The sequence below is a fragment of the Delftia sp. DLF01 genome, from assembly GCF_014852125.1.
Lineage (GTDB): Bacteria > Pseudomonadota > Gammaproteobacteria > Burkholderiales > Burkholderiaceae_C > Comamonas > Comamonas acidovorans.
Genome location: NZ_JACVAZ010000002.1, coordinates 1288212 through 1306558, shown reverse-complemented (window position 1 = coordinate 1306558; position 18347 = coordinate 1288212). Strand labels below are relative to the sequence as shown.

Genomic DNA, 18347 nt, shown 5'->3' with positions numbered 1-18347 from the left:
ATAGCTCTACACGTATGGGTATTTTAGATTTATTTCTATTGACGGCACTCTGATGGAAGAAATCTTGTCTGAACGGTCGTTCCAGCAGAGGGGTTGCATTGCCAGGTCATTGAGTCTCCCGTGTTGTTTCCCTTCAAAACAACCACTCCTCCGCCAGGAATCGCAAGGCTGCGCATGGTCGCCGTGATCACGCTGCCATTGACCTGTACTGACTGGACGCTGGAGCCTTTTATGGAGGTGGGTTGGGCCAAACCCACGTCTGTATTATTGGAGGGCCATGAATTTCGGATGAGTCGGTATTCTGTTACCGAGATTTTTGCGCCGGCCATCAGGTTGAGCGCCTCTGTCACCCTGGCGCGAGAGGCATAGTCCTGGTAATTTGGTAGCGCAATGGCTGCCAGTACGCCAATGATTGCCACAACAATCATCAGCTCTATCAATGTGAAGCCTTTAGCCATCTGCGCCTCAAAAAAAAGCGCATCTCCACTTTGGGCGATGCGCTAGGCTTGTAACCAAGCCACCTATACTGGTGGCTATTTATATTTTTTAGATTAGCGGCATTCGCTTGGCAGGAATTTGGCGTTCACATCGGTGCCGGAAACGGCGTTCTTGCAGCTCCAAGTCACTCCGCCAGTCGTTGCCGTACCCTTGAGGACCACCTTCTTGCTGCCCGATTCAATATTGGTCCGAACCACGGCAGTGATCTTGCTGCCTGTAACCTCGACGCTGAGCACGCTGCCCCCAGAGATGGAGCGCATCGGGGCCAAACCTGCAGACGCATTGTTGCTAGGCCATGTGTTGTTTGTAGAGTAGTACTCGGTCACCGAGGCCTTGGCGCCGCTCATCAGCGACAGGGCTTCCGAAACGCGGGCACGCTTCGTGTAATCCTGATAAGCCGGCAGCGCCACGGCTGCCAAAATGCCGATGATCGCCACAACGATCATCAATTCGATCAAGGTAAAACCTTGCTGGATGGAACGCTTCATGAACTTCTCCTCATAGGGGTTGATTGCATGCTCTATTGAGCAAGAGCCGTGCCAGTCGATCCAGAGGGCCAAGGTCCAAGTTTATGTATGGTTTGGTTGCAACTGACACGGTTGGATGCCATTCTCTGACAAATTGATCCACTTGTTGTGACGTTTTTGTCAGAGATCGTGGCGCTTGCTACAGACGTCATGCACAGCTTGTCGACGGGATCGAGCTGGTCCCTCACGCCACCAGGAACTGCATCTGCGTACCTGCCAGCTCCACCGTGTCGCCGTGCTGCAGCGGCATGGCACGGCGGCCGATTTCCTGGCCGTTGAGCTTGAGGCTGGGGGAGTCGCCTTCCAGCTGGGCCAGCACGAAGCCGTGGTGCTTCTGGGTGATGGAGGCGACGGCTACACCGGGCTTGCCCAGCGTGGTGACGACTTTGACCAGTGGTACTTCGCGGCCGGCGGCGTTGCCGTTGAGCATGCGGATGGCAGCCTGGCGTGTGGCCAGACCGGCCATCGAAGGCGGCAGGGTGTGGTCGAAGCCTGAGGGGGTCTGGGTGCTGAACTGCGATGGCAGGTCTTCCGCCAAGGGGGCTGGGCGGGTTGCCTCCACTGCTGCGGCAATGGCCGCCAGTGCCGAGCGCGAGGAGGCGCTGACCTGCTGCTGCACGAAGCGGATCTTGTACTTGCCGATGTCCAGCAGGTCGCCGTGGTTCAGGGTCTGGCGCAGTATGGGCTGGCCGTTGACATAGGTGCCGTTGGTGCTGCGCAGGTCTTCGATGATGACGGTGCCGTCGACGATGCTGAGAACGGCGTGCTCGCCGCTGACGGCGAGGTTGTCGATCACGATGTCGTTGTAGGGGCGGCGTCCCAGCGTGGTGCGCTCCTTGGCCAGCTGCACTTCCTTGATGACGGCGCCGTCGATGGAGATGACCAGGGTCGGCATGCTCAAAGTTCCTTTGTTATGCCCGGCTTGCACCATCCACTGGGCGATCCGGAGCTGGGGTGTATCTAAATATTATGTCTGCGGCCTGCGCGCGCCGAGGTCTGCCATGGTATTTGATACAGACTATGGATTGTCTTTTCCTGATTGTTGGATTTGCAATCATTTTTAACAATTGGAACCTGCGAGGGCGGTGCAGGCAAGCGCGTCCATCGGTTGGGATCTGCCGTCGATCGCTGTGTGGGCTCAATCGAGGGAAGTGCTGGCTGCAGGGGGCGGGCTCGCCTGTATCTCGATCAGCGCCGCGCTGATGTTGTCGTTTCCGCCGGCTTCATTGGCGGCGGCGAGCAGCGAGGTCAGCAAGACGGGCAGCGGGCTGGATTGGGTGAACAGGGCGGCGATGGCTTGGTCATCGAGCATGTCGGTGAGGCCGTCGGAGCACAGCAGGATGCGGTCGCCGGGTTGCAGCGGCCACTCATTGAAATCGGGCGTGACGTCCGGCGTGACGCCCAGGGCCTGAGTGAGCAGGTGGCCCAGGCCGGATTGCCGGGCTTCGTGGTCCTGGATGCGGCCTGCGTCGATTTCTTCCTGGAGCCAGGTGTGGTCCCGGGTCAGGCGCAGCAGTTGACCCTCGCGCCAGCCGTAGGCCCGCGAGTCGCCAAGGTGGGCGAGCATCAGCAGGCCTGGCAGCAGGGCTGCGGCAATGATGGTGGTGCCCATGCCGCGGCAGCCCGGTGTTTCCCGGGCAGCCGTAAGAATGGCGGCGTTGGCCAGGTTCAAGGCATTGGCCAGTGACTGCTGCAATTCCTGGCGGGCTTGCGGAGTGTTGGCTGCCGGCGCCTCGGTGGTTACGCTTTGCAGTGCCACGGATACCAGGCTGATGGCCATGGCGCTGGCGACTTCGCCGGCGTTGTAGCCGCCCATGCCATCGGCCAGCACCGCAATGGGCCAGGGCTGGGCGTTGGGGTGGATGGTGACCGCATCCTCGTTGTTGTCACGGCGCCGGCCCACATCGGTGCGTGCAACCATGGCGCAGTGTTGCGCAGGGACTGCCTGTCGGCAGGGCTGGTCCGGGGTCTTGGGTGCGCTGGGCATGGTGGCGAAGGGCGGGCGCGGCGGTGTTGCCATCAGTCCCTGTGTGCAGATGCAATGGTGAAGCCGGTGCACAGCGTAATTGAAAACAGTGCCCCCAAGTGCCAAGAATGGGCCGGCGCAGCGGCTCGTCAGCTTGACGCCACATCAAGGACGGACCCTCACAAAGCAAAAACGCACTGCCGAGGCAGTGCGTTGTGGAGGTGGCGAGGGGCCACCTGCGGCGGTATCAGGCCTGTGCCGCGTGCTTGGCGCCGGAGCGCGACTGCAGGAGCTTGCCAATGCCGACGACCAGCACGGCACCGGCGGCAGCCGCCACGTAGTGCAGCCAGGGATGGCTGATGGCGTAGTCGTGCAGCAGGCGGTCGTTGACGATGGTTTCTCCGCCGACCCAGCCGATCAGGGCAGCGCCCAGCGTGATGATGACGGGGAAGCGCTCCATGAGCTTGATCATCAGCGTGGAGCCGAAGACCACCAGCGGGATGCTGATGGCCAGGCCCAGGATCAGCAGGACCATGTTGCCCTGCGCCGTGGCGGCCACGGCGATCACGTTGTCCAGGCTCATCACCAGATCGGCGATCAGGATGGTGCGGATGGCGACCATCATGCTGCCGTGACCCTTGGATTCGCCTTCATCCTCTTCTTCGCCGGTCAGCAGTTGCAAGCCGATCCACAGCAGCAGGCAGCCGCCCACGATCTGCAGGAACGACAGCTCCAGCAGCTTGGCCGCGACCACGGTCAGGATGATCCGCAGCACCACGGCGGCGCCGGAGCCGAACATGACGGCTTTCTTTTGCTGTGCGGGGGGCAGCGAGCGTGCTGCGAGGGCGATGACGACTGCGTTGTCGCCAGACAGAATGATGTTGATCCAGACGATCTTCAACAGGCCGATCCAGAAATCGGCGCTTTGCAGGTATTCCATGGTTTCTCCACTGTTATGAGTTGAAAAGCGCCAGGGCGGTGGCCTCTGGCGCTTTTTCTTTTTTGGAGTCGTCAGTGTAGGGCGGACTTGCCGCCTTACCGATTCGTAATTCTGCGTAATTTTCTCCTGGGGCGAACCCCAGGATGTCGCGCAGAACCGGTGCCGCTTAGATCAGGCCCTTGAGCAGGCGGCCCATTTCGGAAGGATTGCGGGTGATGACGAAACCGCACTCTTCCATGATGGCCAGCTTGGCGTCGGCCGTGTCGGCACCGCCGGAGATCAGCGCGCCGGCGTGGCCCATGCGCTTGCCGGGAGGGGCAGTGACACCAGCGATGAAGCCGACGATCGGCTTCTTCATGTTGTCCTTGCACCAGCGGGCAGCTTCGGCTTCGTCGGGACCGCCGATTTCGCCGATCATGATGACGGCGTCGGTGTCGGGATCGTCGTTGAAGGCCTTCATCACGTCGATGTGCTTGAGGCCGTTGATCGGGTCACCGCCGATGCCCACGGCCGACGACTGGCCAATGCCCAGTTCGGTCAGCTGAGCCACGGCTTCGTAGGTCAGCGTGCCGGAGCGGCTGACCACGCCGATGCGGCCCTTCTTGTGGATGTGGCCGGGCATGATGCCGATCTTGATCTCGTCGGGCGTGATCAGGCCGGGGCAGTTGGGTCCCAGCAGCAGGGTGCGCTTGCCGCCTGCGGCTTCCTTGGCGCGCATCTTGTTGCGCACTTCCAGCATGTCACGGACGGGGATGCCTTCGGTGATGCAGATGGCCAGGTCCAGGTCGGCTTCCACGGCTTCCCAGATCGCGGCGGCAGCGCCTGCGGGGGGAACGTAGATCACGGAGACCGTGGCGCCCGTGCCTTGCGCGGCTTCCTTGACGGAGGCGTAGATTGGCACGTCGAAGATCTTTTCGCCGGCCTTCTTGGGGTTCACACCGGCCACGAAGCAGTTCTTGCCGTTCGCGTATTCAATGCACTTTTCAGTGTGGAACTGGCCCGTCTTGCCCGTGATGCCTTGGGTGATGACCTTGGTGTCTTTGTTGATGTAGATCGACATGGTGTTTTCTCCGGGCCTGCTTACTTGACGGCTTCGACGATCTTGGTGGCCGCTTCGGCCATCGTGTCGGCGCTGATGATGGGCAGGCCGGACTCGGCCAGCATCTTCTTGCCCAGTTCTTCGTTCGTGCCCTTCATGCGCACGACCAGGGGCACTTGCAGGTTCACGGCCTTGCAGGCAGTGATCACGCCGGTGGCGATGGTGTCGCACTTCATGATGCCGCCGAAGATGTTGACCAGAATGCCTTCGACCTTGGGGTTCTTGAGCATGATCTTGAAGGCTTCGGTGACCTTCTCGGGGGTGGCGCCGCCGCCCACGTCCAGGAAGTTGGCCGGCTCGCCGCCGAACAGCTTGATGGTGTCCATGGTGGCCATGGCCAGACCTGCACCGTTGACCAGGCAGCCGATGTTGCCGTCCAGCGAGATGTAGGCCAGATCGAACTTGGAGGCTTCGACTTCAGCGGGATCTTCTTCGTCCAGGTCGCGCAGGGCCACGATTTCGGGCAGGCGGAACAGGGCGTTGGCGTCGAAGTTGAACTTCGCGTCCAGGGCAACCACGTTGCCCTTGCTGTCACGGTTCAGCGGGTTGATCTCGACCAGCGAGGCATCCGTGTCCATGTAGCACTTGTAGAGCTTCTGGCAGATGTCGATGAACTGGGCGGTGGAGTCGGCAGGCATGCCGATGCCCTTGGCCAGTTCTTCGCCCTGGGCCTGGGTCAGGCCGACCAGGGGGTCAACGAAGATGGTGATGATCTTCTCGGGAGTGGAGTGGGCCACTTCCTCGATGTCCATGCCGCCTTCGCTGGAAGCGATGAAGGCCACCTTCTGCGTGCCGCGATCGGTCACGCACGACAGGTAGTATTCCTTCTGGATGTCGGCGCCGTCTTCGATGTACAGGCGGCGGACCTTCTGGCCTTCGGGGCCGGTCTGGTGCGTGACCAGCTGCATGCCCAGGATCTGGCCAGCCAGTGCCTTGACGTCGTCAATGCTCTTGGCAACCTTCACGCCGCCGCCCTTGCCGCGACCACCAGCGTGGATCTGGGCCTTCACGACCCACACGGGGCCGCCGAGCTTCTGGGCGGCCTCGACGGCCTCTTGCACTGTGAACGCAGGGATACCGCGAGGTACAGGCACACCAAACTGACGCAAGATGTCCTTGCCTTGGTATTCATGAATCTTCATGATGTCTCTCTCAAACAAATAGGGGGGGATTGACCCGGTAGCCCTGGGGTGCTGCCTCAAGGCGGAGTGACCTGGCAATCGCCGAATGTACCATGCTGCACTGCGCCATCCGACACGCCCCCATGCGCAGAATCCACAATTTCCTGCGGGCCAAGCAGCATGTCAGGAACTGTGCAATGCATTGATATGTCAGGGAAAAGACGGTTTCCCGACATTTCTTTCAGACGCCACAGCTCTTTTGTCTTATAGAGGATCTGCAGACGGCGCTGCCCGCCGTTTGTAACAGGCGCATGTCAGCGCGCCCTTGATTGCCACTGCCAACCGTTTTGCGACAACGGGCGCAGGGGGACCCGGTTTCGGTGAGAATCCGCAGCTGGAACGCGGCAATGGTGCCGCAGCGGCTCCAGGAGGGCCGCGCAGCAGGAGAAATACAGCGATGGCAAAAGTCTTTATCGATGGCGAAGCAGGCACGACAGGGCTGCAGATCCGTGAGCGTCTGGTCGATCTGTCCGGCGTGGAGCTGGTCAGCATTGCCCCCGAGCTGCGAAAGGATCCTGCCGCCAAGCGTGCGCTGATCGCCGGCGTGGACTTGGTCATCCTGTGCCTGCATGACGATGCCGCGCGCGAGACCGTGGCCATGGTCGATTCCATCGAGGCCGAGACCGGCCGCACCATCAAGATCATCGATGCATCCACGGCCCACCGCGTGGCGCCCGACTGGGTGTATGGCTTTCCGGAGCTGCGTTCCGGCCAGCTTGAGGCGGTCAAGACTGCCAAGCGTGTGTCCAACCCCGGCTGCTATGCGACGGGAGCCATCGCGCTGTTGCACCCGCTGGTTGCCGCGGGCCTCATCCCCGCCGACCACGGCCTGAGCCTGCCCTCGGTGTCCGGCTATTCGGGCGGCGGCCGCAGCATGATCGAAGCCTATGAGGCCGGCACGGCCGCGCCTTACGAGGCCTATGCGCTGGGCCTGACGCACAAGCACATTCCCGAGATCCTGCAATACACCGGCCTGACGCGTCGCCCGGTGTTCATTCCCGCCGTGGGCAATTTCCGCCAGGGCATGCTGGTGCAGCTGCCGCTGCATCTGGACCTGCTGCCGGGCGCGCCCAAGGCGGCCGACCTGCACGATGCGCTGGCCTCCCACTACGCGGCCACCAACACGCCGGAGCAATGGGTGTCGGTGCTGCCGCCGACCGAGGACATGAAGCTGGCCGCCGACACGCTGACGGACACCAACAAGCTGGAGCTGCGCGTGTTCGCCAATGAGCAGTACCGCCAGGCCGTGCTGATCGCCCGCCTGGACAACCTGGGCAAGGGCGCCAGCGGCGCCGCCGTGCAGAACCTGCAGATCATGCTGGGCCTGTGAGGCCCCCCGCGCCCCCGTCCTTGCCGGGCCGGCGCAGTCCGGTCTGGGGCCATGTCCTGGCCCTGGCCGTGCTGTGCCTGCTGGTCGTTGTGTTTGCCTGGAAGCTGCGGCCTGCATTGCCGTCTTCATCGCGCCTGCTGCTGAGTCCGCTGCTGGGCAATATGGAGGCCTGTCTGGTGCAGGACGGGCTGCGCGAGGACTTTCCCAAGGAATTTCAGCAGATACCCGCCAGTTGCCTGGGTCCGCAGGGCTCGGCCGCAGAAATGGTGAAAGCCACGCTGCAGCGCCTGGGCCGGCCCCAGGGTGAACTGGACCTGGGCTATACGCTCAGCGTGCCGCTGCTGCGCTATGTGCAGTGGAATGGCCAGGCCTGGGAAGTCCGGGGCGAGGCGCTGGACCGCGTGGTGCGCACGGTGGCGCAGGCGCACCGACCCGTGGTGCTGTATCTGTTCGCCACGCATTTCGAGGTGCACTCCAAGGCCGAGGAGCGCCTGGCCGCCGATCCCGCCAATCTTGCGTGGACCCCCAAGGGGCCGCTGCCGCTGGACAGCTATCTGGGCGCGCGCATCTTCCCGTGGTCGGTCGCCCGGCAGGACAACGAAGTCACGCGCGTGCGCAAACTGGTCGTCGATGCCCTGGCCGAGCGCATGTGCGCCGCAGGCGATGCCGCCATGCACCAGCTGCGCGCCCTCACCGTGCTTGGCGAGACGCACCAGCTGTTCCCGGGATTCGAGGCCGGCATGGGATTCGCGGCCGAAGGCTATGCGGTCACCGACTACAGCCCGGCCTCCGTGGCGGGCTTCCATGCATTCCTGCGCCAGCGCTATGGCGACATCGCACGGCTCAATGCCCACCTGAAGTCCGGCTTTGACAGCTTCGAAGCGGTCGAGCCGCCGTCGCGCAACATCCGCAGCGAGCCGCTGCAGAACTTTTTCCAGCACATCGACAGCTATGCAGCCGGCACCGTGCCCGTGTCCGGCTGGGTCCACTCGCCCGATGCGAAGCTGCAAAAGCAGCTGGCCGTGGCCGTCTTCGTGGACGGGCATCCTTACTCGCACGCCCCCGTGCACATGCACCGCCAAGACGTGGCACAGGCCAAGCCCGGGTTCCTCACGCCCGATGTGGGCTGGCGTGCCGACATCCGCTATCCGGCGCTGGGGGAGGGCCTGCACCGCATCGACGTGGTGCTGCAGGCCGGTGGACGCAGCCTGGGCCTGCTGGCCACGCGCCAGATCGCCGTGATGGACCGCAACCAGGGCGAGCCCAGGCCCCATGCCGCCGAGGCCTTGCCCGACTTCGGCAAGCTGCCGGACGGCGTGGAATTCTGGGTGGACAGCCCGCAGGACCGGCTGGCGCTGTTCTACAACCCGCTGGTCACGGACTGGAACGATTTCCGCGAGCAGCAGGTGGCCGACTACATCCAGGGCTTTTCCGAGCACATCGGCCACGGCTGCCTGGGCCGGGTTCCTCGCTTTGCCCACCAGCTCAACCCCCATGCGAATCCGAGCTGGGACGCCAACCGCTACGCCGTGGAGCGCAGCCTGCAGCGCATGCCGGGGCTGTCCCTGGGTGTCAGCCTGTACGGCGAAGATACCTACGGCCCGCTGGTCGGCCAGATGCTGCGCCGCTATGGCCACACGGCCTATGGCGTGACGGAGTTCCATCCGCTGGTGGCCCTGTCGCCGCAGCGGCTGGAGAAAGTGCTGACCATGCACCGCCGCCAGGGTGCGCGCTTCCTGTCCTTCTTCATGGAAGCCCGGCCCGAGGATGCGACGGGCACGCAGTCCAGCAACGAGTTCTCGTTCGATGCGGACAACACCGCGCATGGCTCGGATGCGCTGTACCACTCGCTGCGCCAGCTGCTGCAGCCGCACTGATCTGCCGCGCGCAGCCATCGACGTGTCTTCCCTGCAGAACAGCTCCCCCGTGGCCGCCGGCCGGGCCACCGCCATCGGACTGCTGGCCGTGGTGTGCTGGAGCTGCACCGTGGGCCTGATGCGCTCGGTGGCCGAGCCGCTGGGCGCCGTGGGCGGCGCCGCCATGCTCTACACGGTCAGCGCACTGTGCGTGGCCGCCGTGCGCGGCCTGCCCAGGCCCTCGCAGTGGCGGGCCATGCATCCGGCCTATTTCTGGGGCTGCGGCCTGCTGTTTGCGGTCTACGAGATCTGCCTGTCGCTGGCGATTGGCCTGGCGCAGGACCGCGCCCAGGCGCTGGAGCTGGGGCTGATCAATTACCTGTGGCCCAGCCTGACCATCGTTTTGGCCGTGCTGCTGCGCCAGCAGCATGCGCGTTGGTGGCTGTGGCCCGGCGTGCTGCTGTGCCTGTGGGGGCTGACGCGCGTGCTGGGCGGCGACTCGCTGCAACTGCGGGGCATGGCGGACCACATGCTGTCCAACCCGCTGGCGTATGGACTCGCTTTTGGCGCCGCCCTGCTGTGGCCCTGCTATTCGCTGGCTGCGCGGCGCTGGGGCGGTGGCCACAATGCCGTGGGCCTTTTCCTGATATGGACCGCGCTGGCGTTGTGGATCAAATGGCTGTGGCTGGGCGGTGAAGGAGGCATGCAATGGTCGGGCACCGTGGTGCTGCAATTGCTGGCCGTGGGCGGGCTCACCGCCCTGGGCTACAGCTGCTGGGAGCACGGCATACAGCACGGGCATCTGGCCGTGATGGCTGCAGCGTCGTACTTCACGCCCGTGTTCTCTGCCTTGCTGGCCAGTGCCTGGCTGCAGGTGCAGCCGGGCTGGGGCTTCTGGCAGGGCGTGGTGCTGGTGACCGTGGGGTCGCTGGTGTGCTGGGGTGCGACCCGGCGCGCAGACTAGCCTTCGTCCTCTGCTCCTGCATCCCAGTCTTCGCTGCGGCCCCGCAGCACCTTGCTCGCAATTTCTCCACCAAAACCGCGGGCGGCCAGAAAGCGCATCTGCTTGAGTCGTTCCTGCGGTGTGGCCGGTGGTGCGCCGAAGCGCTGGCGCCATACGGCAAGGGCGCGCTGCAGTTCGGTGGCGCGCAGTTGCTCTGCGGCGGCGCGCACCAGTCCGTCGTCCAGCCCCTTGTTGCGCAACTCCTGCACCACGCGTGCCGTGCCAAAGCGCGCGGCCTTGCGGTGCAGCACGGACTCGGCCACGCGCTGGGCACTGATGAAGCCGCGCTGCTCCAGCGCGTCGAGCATGGCGCCCAGGTCTTCGCCTTCCTCCACATGGGGGGCGAGCTTGCGTTCCAGCTCCAGCCGTGAATGTTCGCGCTGGCCCAGCAGCTTGAGCGCCCGGCCCTTGAGCGACAGCTTGGCGAATCCCATGCGGCAATGTCTCCTGAATCGTCCCGAATAAAAAAGGCCCCCACGCTCCCCTTGCTGCGCAAGGTCCGCTGCCCCCCAAGGGGGCCGCTTTTTTGCCTTGGGGCGTCCCGGCGATAAAAAAGGCGCAGACGTGAGCCTGCGCCAAGATGGCAAACACAGTGTGTGCAGGCGCGGCAGCGCCTGCAGTGAGGGGTCAGGCCGCTCAGGCTTCGATCACGCCGTCCTTGTCGGCCTTGGCCTTGCCCGCCTTGGCGGCCTTGGCTTCGGGGGCATCGCCACCGGCCGTGGGCAGCAGGGCGATGCCCAGGCTGTCGCGCACCTTGTTCTCGATCTCCACGGCCAAGCCGCTGTTCTCGCGCAGGAATTCGCGAGCGTTGTCACGGCCCTGGCCGATCTTCTCGCCGTTGTAGGCATACCAGGCGCCCGACTTGTCGAGGATCTTGGCGTTGACGCCCATGTCCAGGATTTCACCTTCGCGCGAGATGCCTTCGCCGAAGAGGATGTCGAACTCGGCGGTCTTGAATGGAGGCGAGACCTTGTTCTTGACGACCTTGACCTTGGTCTCGTTGCCGATGGCCTCGTCGCCCTTCTTGATGGTGCCGGTGCGGCGGATGTCCAGGCGGACCGAGGCGTAGAACTTCAACGCATTGCCGCCCGTGGTGGTTTCGGGGCTGCCGAACATCACGCCGATCTTCATGCGGATCTGGTTGATGAAGATGACCATGCAGTTGGTCTTCTTGATGGTGGCTGTCAGCTTGCGCAGCGCCTGGCTCATCAGGCGGGCCTGCAGGCCGGGCAACTGGTCGCCCATCTCGCCTTCGATTTCGGCCCGGGGTGTGAGGGCGGCCACCGAGTCCACGACGATCATGTCCACGGCACCCGAGCGCACCAGGCTGTCCACGATTTCCAGGGCCTGCTCGCCGGTATCGGGCTGGCTGATCAGCACTTCGTTGAGGTTCACGCCCAGCTTCTGGGCGTAGCTGGTGTCCAGTGCGTGCTCGGCGTCGATGAAGGCGCAGGTGCCGCCCTGCTTTTGCATTTCGGCGATGACCTGCAGCGTCAGCGTGGTCTTGCCCGAGGATTCAGGGCCGTAGATCTCGATCACGCGGCCACGGGGCAGGCCGCCCACGCCCAGGGCGATGTCCAGGCCCAGCGAGCCGGTGGAGACGACCTGGATGTCCTGGATGGCTTCGCCTTCACCCAGGCGCATGATCGTGCCCTTGCCGAACTGCTTTTCGATCTGGGCGAGTGCGGCCTGCAGGGCCTTGGCTTTTTCACTGTTGGCGGTGGTGACGGCGGTGTTCATGCGGACTCCTGGGTTGGCTGGGGTTTCAGCTCTGTATTTGCATTCAGGCTGGATGCTTGAACAGTAGTTTATGGGCTTGTTGGTTTGTTTTGTTGGTGTTTTTAGTCAGTTTTCCTGACTTGTTGGATTTGCCTCCACAATGCATCCATGAGTGAGTTTTCCCCCGTCACGCCGCCCGCCGACGCCTGGCGCCAGACCCACCTGGGCCGCCTGCTCGGCCATGCCATGCGGCGGTTCGACGCGCGTGTGCTGCAGCTCATGGCGCGCGATGTGGAGGTGCCGCTGGCGCTGTCCAATCTTGCGGCGCGCGACAAGGTGGGTGCGGCCCACATCCACATCACGCGGCATCTGTCGCTGGCTGGCGACAGGCTCACCGACCTGGCCGAGCGCGCTGGCATGACCAAGCAGTCCATGGGCGACCTGGTGGCCCAGTGCGAGGCCTGGGGCCTGGTCACGCGCGAAAGCGACGAGCGCGATGCGCGCGCACGCCGCATCCGCTTCACGCCTGCGGGCCTGGCATGGCTGCAAGCCTTCCATGACGCCGTGTCCCAGGCCGAGGCCGAGTTCCGCGAGGAAGTCGGCGACGACATCGCCACCGTGGTGGCGCTGGGGCTGGAGGCCTATGCGGGCGGCGGCTCACTCGGGTAAGGTCCCTGCCCGTGGGGCGGGGCGCATCCTAGAATCCTAGGAATCAAAGACGCGCATTTCCAACATCCAGAGCGCGTCTGTATTTCAGGAGACAACCCCATGCGCATTCTGATTGCCGAAGACGACCAGGTCCTGGCCGATGGTCTGCTGCGCAGCCTGCGCGGCTCGGGCGCCGTGGTCAGCCATGTGGCCAACGGCAGCGAGGCCGATACCGCGCTGATGACCAGCAGCGAGTTCGACCTGCTCATCCTGGACCTGGGCCTGCCCAAGATGCACGGGCTCGAAGTGCTCAAGAAGCTGCGCGGCCGGGGCGATGCGCTGCCGGTGCTCATCCTCACGGCGGCCGACAGCGTGGAAGAGCGCGTGCAGGGGCTGGACTACGGCGCCGACGACTACATGGCCAAGCCGTTTGCGCTGTCCGAGCTGGAGGCGCGTGTGCGCGCTCTCACGCGGCGCGGCATGGGTGGCGCCAGCAGCACCATCAAGCACGGCCCCCTGGTCTACGACCAAGCCGGCCGCGTGGCCACCATCGACGGCAAGATGGTCGAGCTGTCGGCGCGCGAGCTGGGCCTGCTGGAAGTGCTGCTGCAGCGTGCGGGCCGGCTGGTCAGCAAGGACCAGTTGGTCGAGCGCCTGTGCGAATGGGGCGACGAGGTCAGCAACAACGCCATCGAGGTCTATATCCACCGCCTGCGCAAGAAGATAGAGCGCGGCCCCATCCGCATCGCCACCGTGCGCGGCCTGGGCTACTGCCTTGAGAAGATCGCTTCCTGAGGCCGCTGCCCTGGCTGTCAGGCCCGGGTTGGCTTGCCTGCGCATAGTGGCGGATGCCACGGGGCCGTGAACCCGTCGTGAGGGCTGCCCGCCGATGAAAATCTTCCAGCGTGAACAGCGCTCACTGTTCGGCGAGATCCTTGACTGGATGCTCACGCCGCTGCTGCTGCTGTGGCCCGTGAGCCTGGCGCTGACCTGGCTGGTGGCCCAGGGCCTGGCCAACAAGCCGTTCGATCGTGCGCTGGAGTACAACGCCCAGGCGCTGGCGCAGCTGGTGATGGTGCAGCAGGGCAAGGTGCTGTTCAACCTGCCGCAATCGGCCAGCGAGATCCTGCGCGCCGACGAGTCGGACACCGTGTATTTCCAGGTGTTGGGCGTGAAGGGCGAATACCTGGCCGGCGAGCGCGATCTGCCGCTGCCGCCCGAGTCCGACGATCCGCCATCCGGCGATCTATCGCCCGGCGGTGCACCGACCGGCGGGGCCGTGCAACTGCGCGATGCGGAGTTTCGCGGCATTGACCTGCGCGTGGCCCATGTCTGGGTGCGCATGCCCCTGCCCGACGAGCCCCAGGCCCTGGTCCAGGTGGCCGAAACGCGCGAAAAGCGCAGCGTGCTGGCCACGGAAATCATCAAGGGCGTGATGCTGCCCCAGTTCGTCATCCTGCCGCTGGCCGCCTTGCTGGTGTGGCTGGCGCTGGCTCGCGGCATCAAGCCGCTGCACCGGCTGGAGGAGCGCATCCGCGCGCGCCGGCCCGAGGACCTCTCGCCCATCAACCACAAGGACGTGCCGCTGGAAGTCGTGCCGCTGGTGGACTCGGTCAACGACCTGCTGGGCCGGCTCGGTGATTCGCTGGCCACGCAAAAGCGCTTTCTGGCCGACGCGGCCCACCAGCTCAAGACACCGCTGGCCGGGCTGCGCATGCAGGCCGAACTGGCCCAGCGCGAGGGCGTGAGCACGGAGGAGTTGCGGCAGTCCCTGGCACAGATTGCGCGCTCCAGCATTCGCGCCACGCACACGGTGAACCAGTTGCTGGCGCTGGCGCGCGCCGAGAGCGCCGGCGTGGGCCGCGGCCTGGCCATGCAGCCCTGCAACCTGGTGCGCATCGTCACCGACGTGGTGCGCGACTGCCTGCCGCGCGCCATGGACAAGCATGTGGACCTGGGATACGACGGCGCCGAGTCATCGGCCACCGGCGTCTGGCTGCAAGGCAACGCCACGCTGCTGACGGAGCTGGTGCGCAACCTCGTGGACAATGCCATCAACTACACGCCTTCCAGCAGCAGCCGGCCCGGCATGGTCACGGTGCGCGTGCTGGCCGATCCCTTCGGCCAGGTCCTGTTGCTGCAGGTGGAGGATTCGGGGCCCGGCGTGCCCGAGGCCGAGCGCGAGCTGGTGTTCCAGCCGTTCTACCGCGTGCTGGGCTCGGAGGCCGATGGCTCGGGCCTGGGCCTGCCCATCGTGCTGGAGATCGCTCGCCAGCATGGCGCCCAGGTGGTGCTGGAAGATGCGCATCCTGGCCAGCAGCCGCCGGGTGCGCGTTTCAGCGTGCGCTTCACGGCGCTGCGCTCGCCGCCGTCGCCCAAGCCTGCGGCATAGGTGGCGGGGCATCCCCGGCTGCCGCAGATTCCCCGGGAGCCACAGGCGCCACCGCGATCCGTCCCGGCGTCTGCGCTGCATGGTCCACCAGCCAGTTGCGGAAGATGCCCAGGGTGCCGTGGTTGGCGCGGTCGGCCGGATAGCACAGCCAGTAGCCCAGTGCGCTCTGGTAGCCGTGCTGGGGCAGGGGCTCGTTCACCAGGCCTGCCGCGATCTCGTCCTGCACCAGGCAGCGCGGCACCAGGGCGATGCCCATGCCGGCCATGACGGCGCGGATGATGGTCTGGAACTGGTCGAACTGCGGGCCCGCAAGGGGGCTGATGCCGTTGACGCCATGGGCCTCGCTCCAGCGTGCCCAGGCATCGGGAATGGTCACATGGCGCAGCCGGGTGCAGCGCGCCACGTCCTGGGGGGTGGTGATGCGTGCCTCGGGGCCCGCGCCGCGCGGCGGTGCGATCAGCGCCACCTGGCGGCCCACCAGATAGTGGGCATGCGCGCCATTCCAGTGCCCGTCGCCAAACAAAATTGCGCAGTCCAGCCCCGGACTGTCAAATTGGTAGCTGTGTACGTAGGGTACAAAGTGCAGCGTGATCTGTGGATAGCGCTGCTGAAACTGGGGCAGCCTGGGGATCAGCCACTTGGCCGCGAAAGTCGGCAGCGATGACAGGTGCAGCGCGCCTCGGCTGTCATCGCTGGTGATGAGTTCGAGGGTGGCTGCCTCCAGCTGGCCCAGCAGGGCGCGCACTGCGCGCTCATAGCGCTCGCCCGCGGGCGTCAGCCTCAAGCGCTTGCGCTCGCGTTCGAACAGCGGCACGCCCACCCATTTCTCCAGCTCCTGGATCTGCTTGCTGACTGCGCTTTGCGTCAGGTGCAAGGCTTCGGCCGCGCGCGAGACGCCCCCGAAGCGCACCACGGTGGAGAAAGCGCGCAGCAGATGCGTGGGCGGGTTGAGGCGGCGCAAACTCATGACAGGGATATGATGAAAGTATTCCTGTTTGGAATATTAACAGGCACAGTATTTGCTTTTTTTGTGAGCAGATTTCTTTTAATCTGAACTTGTTTGTAAGAAAGATCCTATGCAACGACGTCATTTCCTTGCTTCCATCGCCGCTTCTTCTGTCGTTCCTGGAATGTCCTTCGCCCAGGACACCTCCCGTCCCCTGCGCATCGTCGTTCCGTTCCCTGCTGGTGGCTCCACCGACATGGTCCCGCGCAACATGCAGGACGTGCTGCCCAAGCTGCTGGGCGGCCAGGCCGTGGTGATCGAAAACAAGGCCGGCGCTGGCGGCTCCATCGGCATGGCCGAAGTGGCGCGTGCCACCGACGGCGTGACCTTCGGCATCGCCACGCTGTCCACGCACGGCGTGAACCCCGCCGTGTTCAAGAAGCTGCCCTACGACGCCATCAACGATTTCGTCGGCGTGACCGAGATCGTCAAGGCGCCCGGCGTGATCGTGATCAACCCCAAGCTGGTGCCCGCCAACAACTTCGCCGAGTTCGTGAAGTACCTGAAGGCCAACCCCGGCAAGGTCAGCTTCGCAACCCCCGGCAACGGCACCATCGGCCACATGTGGGGCGCCCAGTTCATGAAGAGCACGGGCACCGAGATGCAGCACATTCCCTACCGCGGTGCAGGCCCGGCCATCAACGATGTGCTCGGCGGCCAGGTGCCCGTGTACTTCGACCAGGTGGCTTCCTCCCTGCCCCACATCAAGGGCGGCAAGGTCAAGGCCCTGGCCGTGTCCTGGCATGAGCGCCTGGACGTGCTGCCCGACGTGCAGACCTACGCCGAAGCCGGCCATGCCGACCTGAATGATCCTTCGTGGTTCGGCCTGGTGGCCCCCAAGAGCACGCCGCCCGAGCAGATCGCCCGCGTGCAAAAGGCCATCGCGGCCGCGCTCAAGGACCCGGCCGTGCAAAAGCGCATGGCGGCCCAGGGCCTGTACATCTCCGGCACCAGCAGCGACGCTTTCACCAAGCAGATCGCCAGCGAAGTCGCCAAGATGAAGAAGATTGCCGCCACGGCCCAGATCCAGCTGGATTAAAGGCTCCCCCCTGAGGCGCTTCGCGCCTTCCCCCTCTCTCGCTTCGCGGGAGGGGGACGACGCCCTCGCTGCGGGGCGGCCCTTGCTCGGCGTCCCTGGCCTGGGACGCGCCAGTTTCATGGCGGGCTGGCCGCAGCGCAGCGGTGCAATGCGTAACCGAGATAGACCACTTCCTCATGCATCCCGTCCTGCGACTGATCAGTCAGAACTTCCTGCAATCCCTGCCCGGTGCGGCAGGCTCCGGCGCGGCCGATGCCGCGCCGCCCATGGTCACCAGCGTTGCCGGCGCCAGTGCCGTGGTGCTGGACTCGCCGCACAGCGGCACGGTCTACCCGGCGGACTTCGGCTCCTGCCTGCCGCTGGCCACGCTGCGCCAGGCCGAGGACACGCATGTGGAGAAGATCTACGCCTTTGCGCCGGGCCTGGGCGTGAGCTGGGTGGAGGCGCATTTCCCGCGCATCTACCTGGATGCCAACCGCGACACCACCGAGATCGACACCACCATGATCGAGGGCCAGTGGCCGCTGCCCGTCACCACCGACCAGGTCGTGCTGCAGAAGGTGCGCCTGGGCAAGGGCCTGATCTGGAAGTTCACCGATGAGGGCGTGCCCATCTATGACCGCCAGCTGCCCGCCGCTGAACTGCTGCAGCGCATCGAGCGCTGCTGGAAGCCCTACCACGCCGCCGTGGAGCGCGCCATCGACGGCGCCCATGCGCGCCATGGCTACAGCATCCATATCAACTGCCACTCCATGCCTTCCGTCGCAGCCAGCCACGCCACGCTGCACCCGGGCCTGGTCCATGCCGACTTCGTCATCGGCGACCGCGACGGCAGCACGGCCAGCCCGGCGCTGTCCGAGCGCATCTGCGCCTTCCTGCGCGAGCGCGGCTACAGCGTGGACTACAACCATCCCTACAAGGGCGTGGAGCTGGTGCGCCGCTACGGCAAGCCCGCCGAGCACCGCCACAGCATCCAGATCGAGATCAACCGCAAGCTCTACATGAACGAGCAGACCCTGGATCTCGACCAGGCCGGCTACCTGCGCCTGACCACCGACCTGAAGGTGCTGGTGGAGCAACTGATGGCCACCGATCCGCGTACGCTCTGAAGCCCCTGCGAGTGAAATGCAAAAGGCCCGCGAT

Annotated in this window: 18 protein-coding genes; 8 read left to right on the top strand and 10 right to left on the bottom strand. The window is 64.9% G+C overall.

All coding sequences use genetic code 11. The features are described from left to right. Positions 1-35: 35 nt before the first annotated feature. The 7 genes from IB269_RS14390 to sucC all read right to left on the bottom strand — a co-directional run bounded on the left by IB269_RS14390 (position 36) and on the right by sucC (position 6172). The gene (locus IB269_RS14390) at positions 36-458 is read right to left on the bottom strand and encodes a pilin (protein ID WP_192367437.1); all 423 of its coding nucleotides are present in this window, start codon (positions 456-458) and stop codon (positions 36-38) included. Positions 459-551: 93 nt separating this feature from the next. Continuing rightward, positions 552-986: a pilin gene (locus IB269_RS14385; protein ID WP_192367436.1), complete on the bottom strand. Its 435-nt coding sequence runs from the start codon at positions 984-986 to the stop codon at positions 552-554. A gap of 223 nt (positions 987-1209) precedes the next feature. Continuing rightward, on the bottom strand, positions 1210-1920 hold the full coding sequence (locus IB269_RS14380; protein WP_013804584.1) for an FHA domain-containing protein: 711 nt from the start codon (positions 1918-1920) through the stop codon (positions 1210-1212). 243 nt (positions 1921-2163) lie between these two features. Next, positions 2164-2946, bottom strand: coding sequence for a PP2C family protein-serine/threonine phosphatase (locus IB269_RS14375; RefSeq protein WP_034348263.1), 783 nt, complete (start codon positions 2944-2946; stop codon positions 2164-2166). 292 nt (positions 2947-3238) lie between these two features. Continuing rightward, positions 3239-3931: a TerC family protein gene (locus IB269_RS14370; RefSeq protein ID WP_099734894.1), complete on the bottom strand. Its 693-nt coding sequence runs from the start codon at positions 3929-3931 to the stop codon at positions 3239-3241. A gap of 166 nt (positions 3932-4097) precedes the next feature. Further along, positions 4098-4991 (bottom strand): succinate--CoA ligase subunit alpha, encoded by an 894-nt coding sequence (gene sucD, locus IB269_RS14365; RefSeq protein WP_012202800.1) that lies wholly within the window; start codon positions 4989-4991, stop codon positions 4098-4100. A gap of 20 nt (positions 4992-5011) precedes the next feature. Then, positions 5012-6172, bottom strand: coding sequence for an ADP-forming succinate--CoA ligase subunit beta (gene sucC, locus IB269_RS14360; RefSeq protein WP_012202801.1), 1161 nt, complete (start codon positions 6170-6172; stop codon positions 5012-5014). 436 nt (positions 6173-6608) lie between these two features. Here sucC and argC point away from each other — a divergent pair, with 436 nt between their 5' ends. Genes argC through yddG form a run of 3 tightly spaced genes read left to right on the top strand, consistent with a single transcriptional unit; the run spans position 6609 to position 10361 of the window. After that, complete coding sequence (argC, locus tag IB269_RS14355) at positions 6609-7541, top strand: N-acetyl-gamma-glutamyl-phosphate reductase (protein ID WP_013804581.1); 933 nt, start codon at positions 6609-6611, stop codon at positions 7539-7541. Further along, on the top strand, positions 7538-9418 hold the full coding sequence (locus IB269_RS14350) for a hypothetical protein (protein ID WP_192367435.1): 1881 nt from the start codon (positions 7538-7540) through the stop codon (positions 9416-9418). Before argC ends, IB269_RS14350 begins: the two co-directional genes overlap by 4 nt. Before the next feature lie 22 nt (positions 9419-9440). Then, positions 9441-10361 carry an aromatic amino acid DMT transporter YddG gene (gene yddG, locus IB269_RS14345; RefSeq protein WP_097205448.1) on the top strand — a complete coding sequence of 307 codons (921 nt, stop codon included), beginning with the start codon at positions 9441-9443 and terminating at the stop codon, positions 10359-10361. On the opposite strand, the gene recX is transcribed toward yddG, so the two are convergent. Together recX and recA are read right to left on the bottom strand one after the other, a co-directional pair. Continuing rightward, on the bottom strand, positions 10358-10834 hold the full coding sequence (recX, locus tag IB269_RS14340; RefSeq protein ID WP_063327512.1) for a recombination regulator RecX: 477 nt from the start codon (positions 10832-10834) through the stop codon (positions 10358-10360). The two genes, yddG and recX, sit on opposite strands and share 4 nt — an antisense overlap. Before the next feature lie 202 nt (positions 10835-11036). Then, positions 11037-12140, bottom strand: coding sequence for a recombinase RecA (recA, locus tag IB269_RS14335; RefSeq protein WP_012202806.1), 1104 nt, complete (start codon positions 12138-12140; stop codon positions 11037-11039). 147 nt (positions 12141-12287) lie between these two features. Here recA and IB269_RS14330 point away from each other — a divergent pair, with 147 nt between their 5' ends. The 3 genes from IB269_RS14330 to IB269_RS14320 all read left to right on the top strand — a co-directional run bounded on the left by IB269_RS14330 (position 12288) and on the right by IB269_RS14320 (position 15159). Then, positions 12288-12788, top strand: a complete 501-nt coding sequence (locus IB269_RS14330) for a MarR family winged helix-turn-helix transcriptional regulator (protein WP_012202807.1) — start codon at positions 12288-12290, stop codon at positions 12786-12788. A 99-nt stretch (positions 12789-12887) separates the two neighbouring features. Then, positions 12888-13562, top strand: a complete 675-nt coding sequence (locus IB269_RS14325) for a response regulator transcription factor (RefSeq protein ID WP_012202808.1) — start codon at positions 12888-12890, stop codon at positions 13560-13562. Between the two features lie 94 nt (positions 13563-13656). Next, the gene (locus IB269_RS14320) at positions 13657-15159 is read left to right on the top strand and encodes a sensor histidine kinase (protein ID WP_065347270.1); all 1503 of its coding nucleotides are present in this window, start codon (positions 13657-13659) and stop codon (positions 15157-15159) included. On the opposite strand, the gene IB269_RS14315 is transcribed toward IB269_RS14320, so the two are convergent. Continuing rightward, positions 15116-16126 carry a LysR substrate-binding domain-containing protein gene (locus IB269_RS14315; RefSeq protein WP_043825374.1) on the bottom strand — a complete coding sequence of 337 codons (1011 nt, stop codon included), beginning with the start codon at positions 16124-16126 and terminating at the stop codon, positions 15116-15118. The genes IB269_RS14320 and IB269_RS14315 overlap by 44 nt on opposite strands. A gap of 109 nt (positions 16127-16235) precedes the next feature. Between IB269_RS14315 and IB269_RS14310 the strand changes: the two genes are divergently transcribed. Then, positions 16236-17204: a Bug family tripartite tricarboxylate transporter substrate binding protein gene (locus IB269_RS14310; RefSeq protein WP_012202811.1), complete on the top strand. Its 969-nt coding sequence runs from the start codon at positions 16236-16238 to the stop codon at positions 17202-17204. Positions 17205-17380: 176 nt separating this feature from the next. After that, complete coding sequence (locus IB269_RS14305; RefSeq protein WP_034389801.1) at positions 17381-18313, top strand: N-formylglutamate amidohydrolase; 933 nt, start codon at positions 17381-17383, stop codon at positions 18311-18313. The last annotated feature ends 34 nt before the right edge of the window (positions 18314-18347 follow it).

Excerpts from the sequence above, each read along its gene's own strand:
- IB269_RS14385 (WP_192367436.1), bottom strand. The coding sequence starts at position 986 with ATGAAGCGTTCCATCCAGCAAGGTTTTACCTTGATCGAATTGATGATC.
- IB269_RS14380 (WP_013804584.1), bottom strand. The coding sequence starts at position 1,920 with ATGCCGACCCTGGTCATCTCCATCGACGGCGCCGTCATCAAGGAAGTG.
- IB269_RS14320 (WP_065347270.1), top strand. The coding sequence starts at position 13,657 with ATGAAAATCTTCCAGCGTGAACAGCGCTCACTGTTCGGCGAGATCCTT.
- IB269_RS14305 (WP_034389801.1), top strand. The coding sequence starts at position 17,381 with ATGCATCCCGTCCTGCGACTGATCAGTCAGAACTTCCTGCAATCCCTG.
- IB269_RS14325 (WP_012202808.1), top strand. The coding sequence starts at position 12,888 with ATGCGCATTCTGATTGCCGAAGACGACCAGGTCCTGGCCGATGGTCTG.
- IB269_RS14370 (WP_099734894.1), bottom strand. The coding sequence starts at position 3,931 with ATGGAATACCTGCAAAGCGCCGATTTCTGGATCGGCCTGTTGAAGATC.
- recA (WP_012202806.1), bottom strand. The coding sequence starts at position 12,140 with ATGAACACCGCCGTCACCACCGCCAACAGTGAAAAAGCCAAGGCCCTG.
- recX (WP_063327512.1), bottom strand. The coding sequence starts at position 10,834 with ATGGGATTCGCCAAGCTGTCGCTCAAGGGCCGGGCGCTCAAGCTGCTG.
- IB269_RS14310 (WP_012202811.1), top strand. The coding sequence starts at position 16,236 with ATGCAACGACGTCATTTCCTTGCTTCCATCGCCGCTTCTTCTGTCGTT.
- IB269_RS14375 (WP_034348263.1), bottom strand. The coding sequence starts at position 2,946 with ATGGTTGCACGCACCGATGTGGGCCGGCGCCGTGACAACAACGAGGAT.
- IB269_RS14330 (WP_012202807.1), top strand. The coding sequence starts at position 12,288 with ATGAGTGAGTTTTCCCCCGTCACGCCGCCCGCCGACGCCTGGCGCCAG.
- IB269_RS14315 (WP_043825374.1), bottom strand. The coding sequence starts at position 16,126 with ATGAGTTTGCGCCGCCTCAACCCGCCCACGCATCTGCTGCGCGCTTTC.
- IB269_RS14390 (WP_192367437.1), bottom strand. The coding sequence starts at position 458 with ATGGCTAAAGGCTTCACATTGATAGAGCTGATGATTGTTGTGGCAATC.
- sucD (WP_012202800.1), bottom strand. The coding sequence starts at position 4,991 with ATGTCGATCTACATCAACAAAGACACCAAGGTCATCACCCAAGGCATC.
- argC (WP_013804581.1), top strand. The coding sequence starts at position 6,609 with ATGGCAAAAGTCTTTATCGATGGCGAAGCAGGCACGACAGGGCTGCAG.
- sucC (WP_012202801.1), bottom strand. The coding sequence starts at position 6,172 with ATGAAGATTCATGAATACCAAGGCAAGGACATCTTGCGTCAGTTTGGT.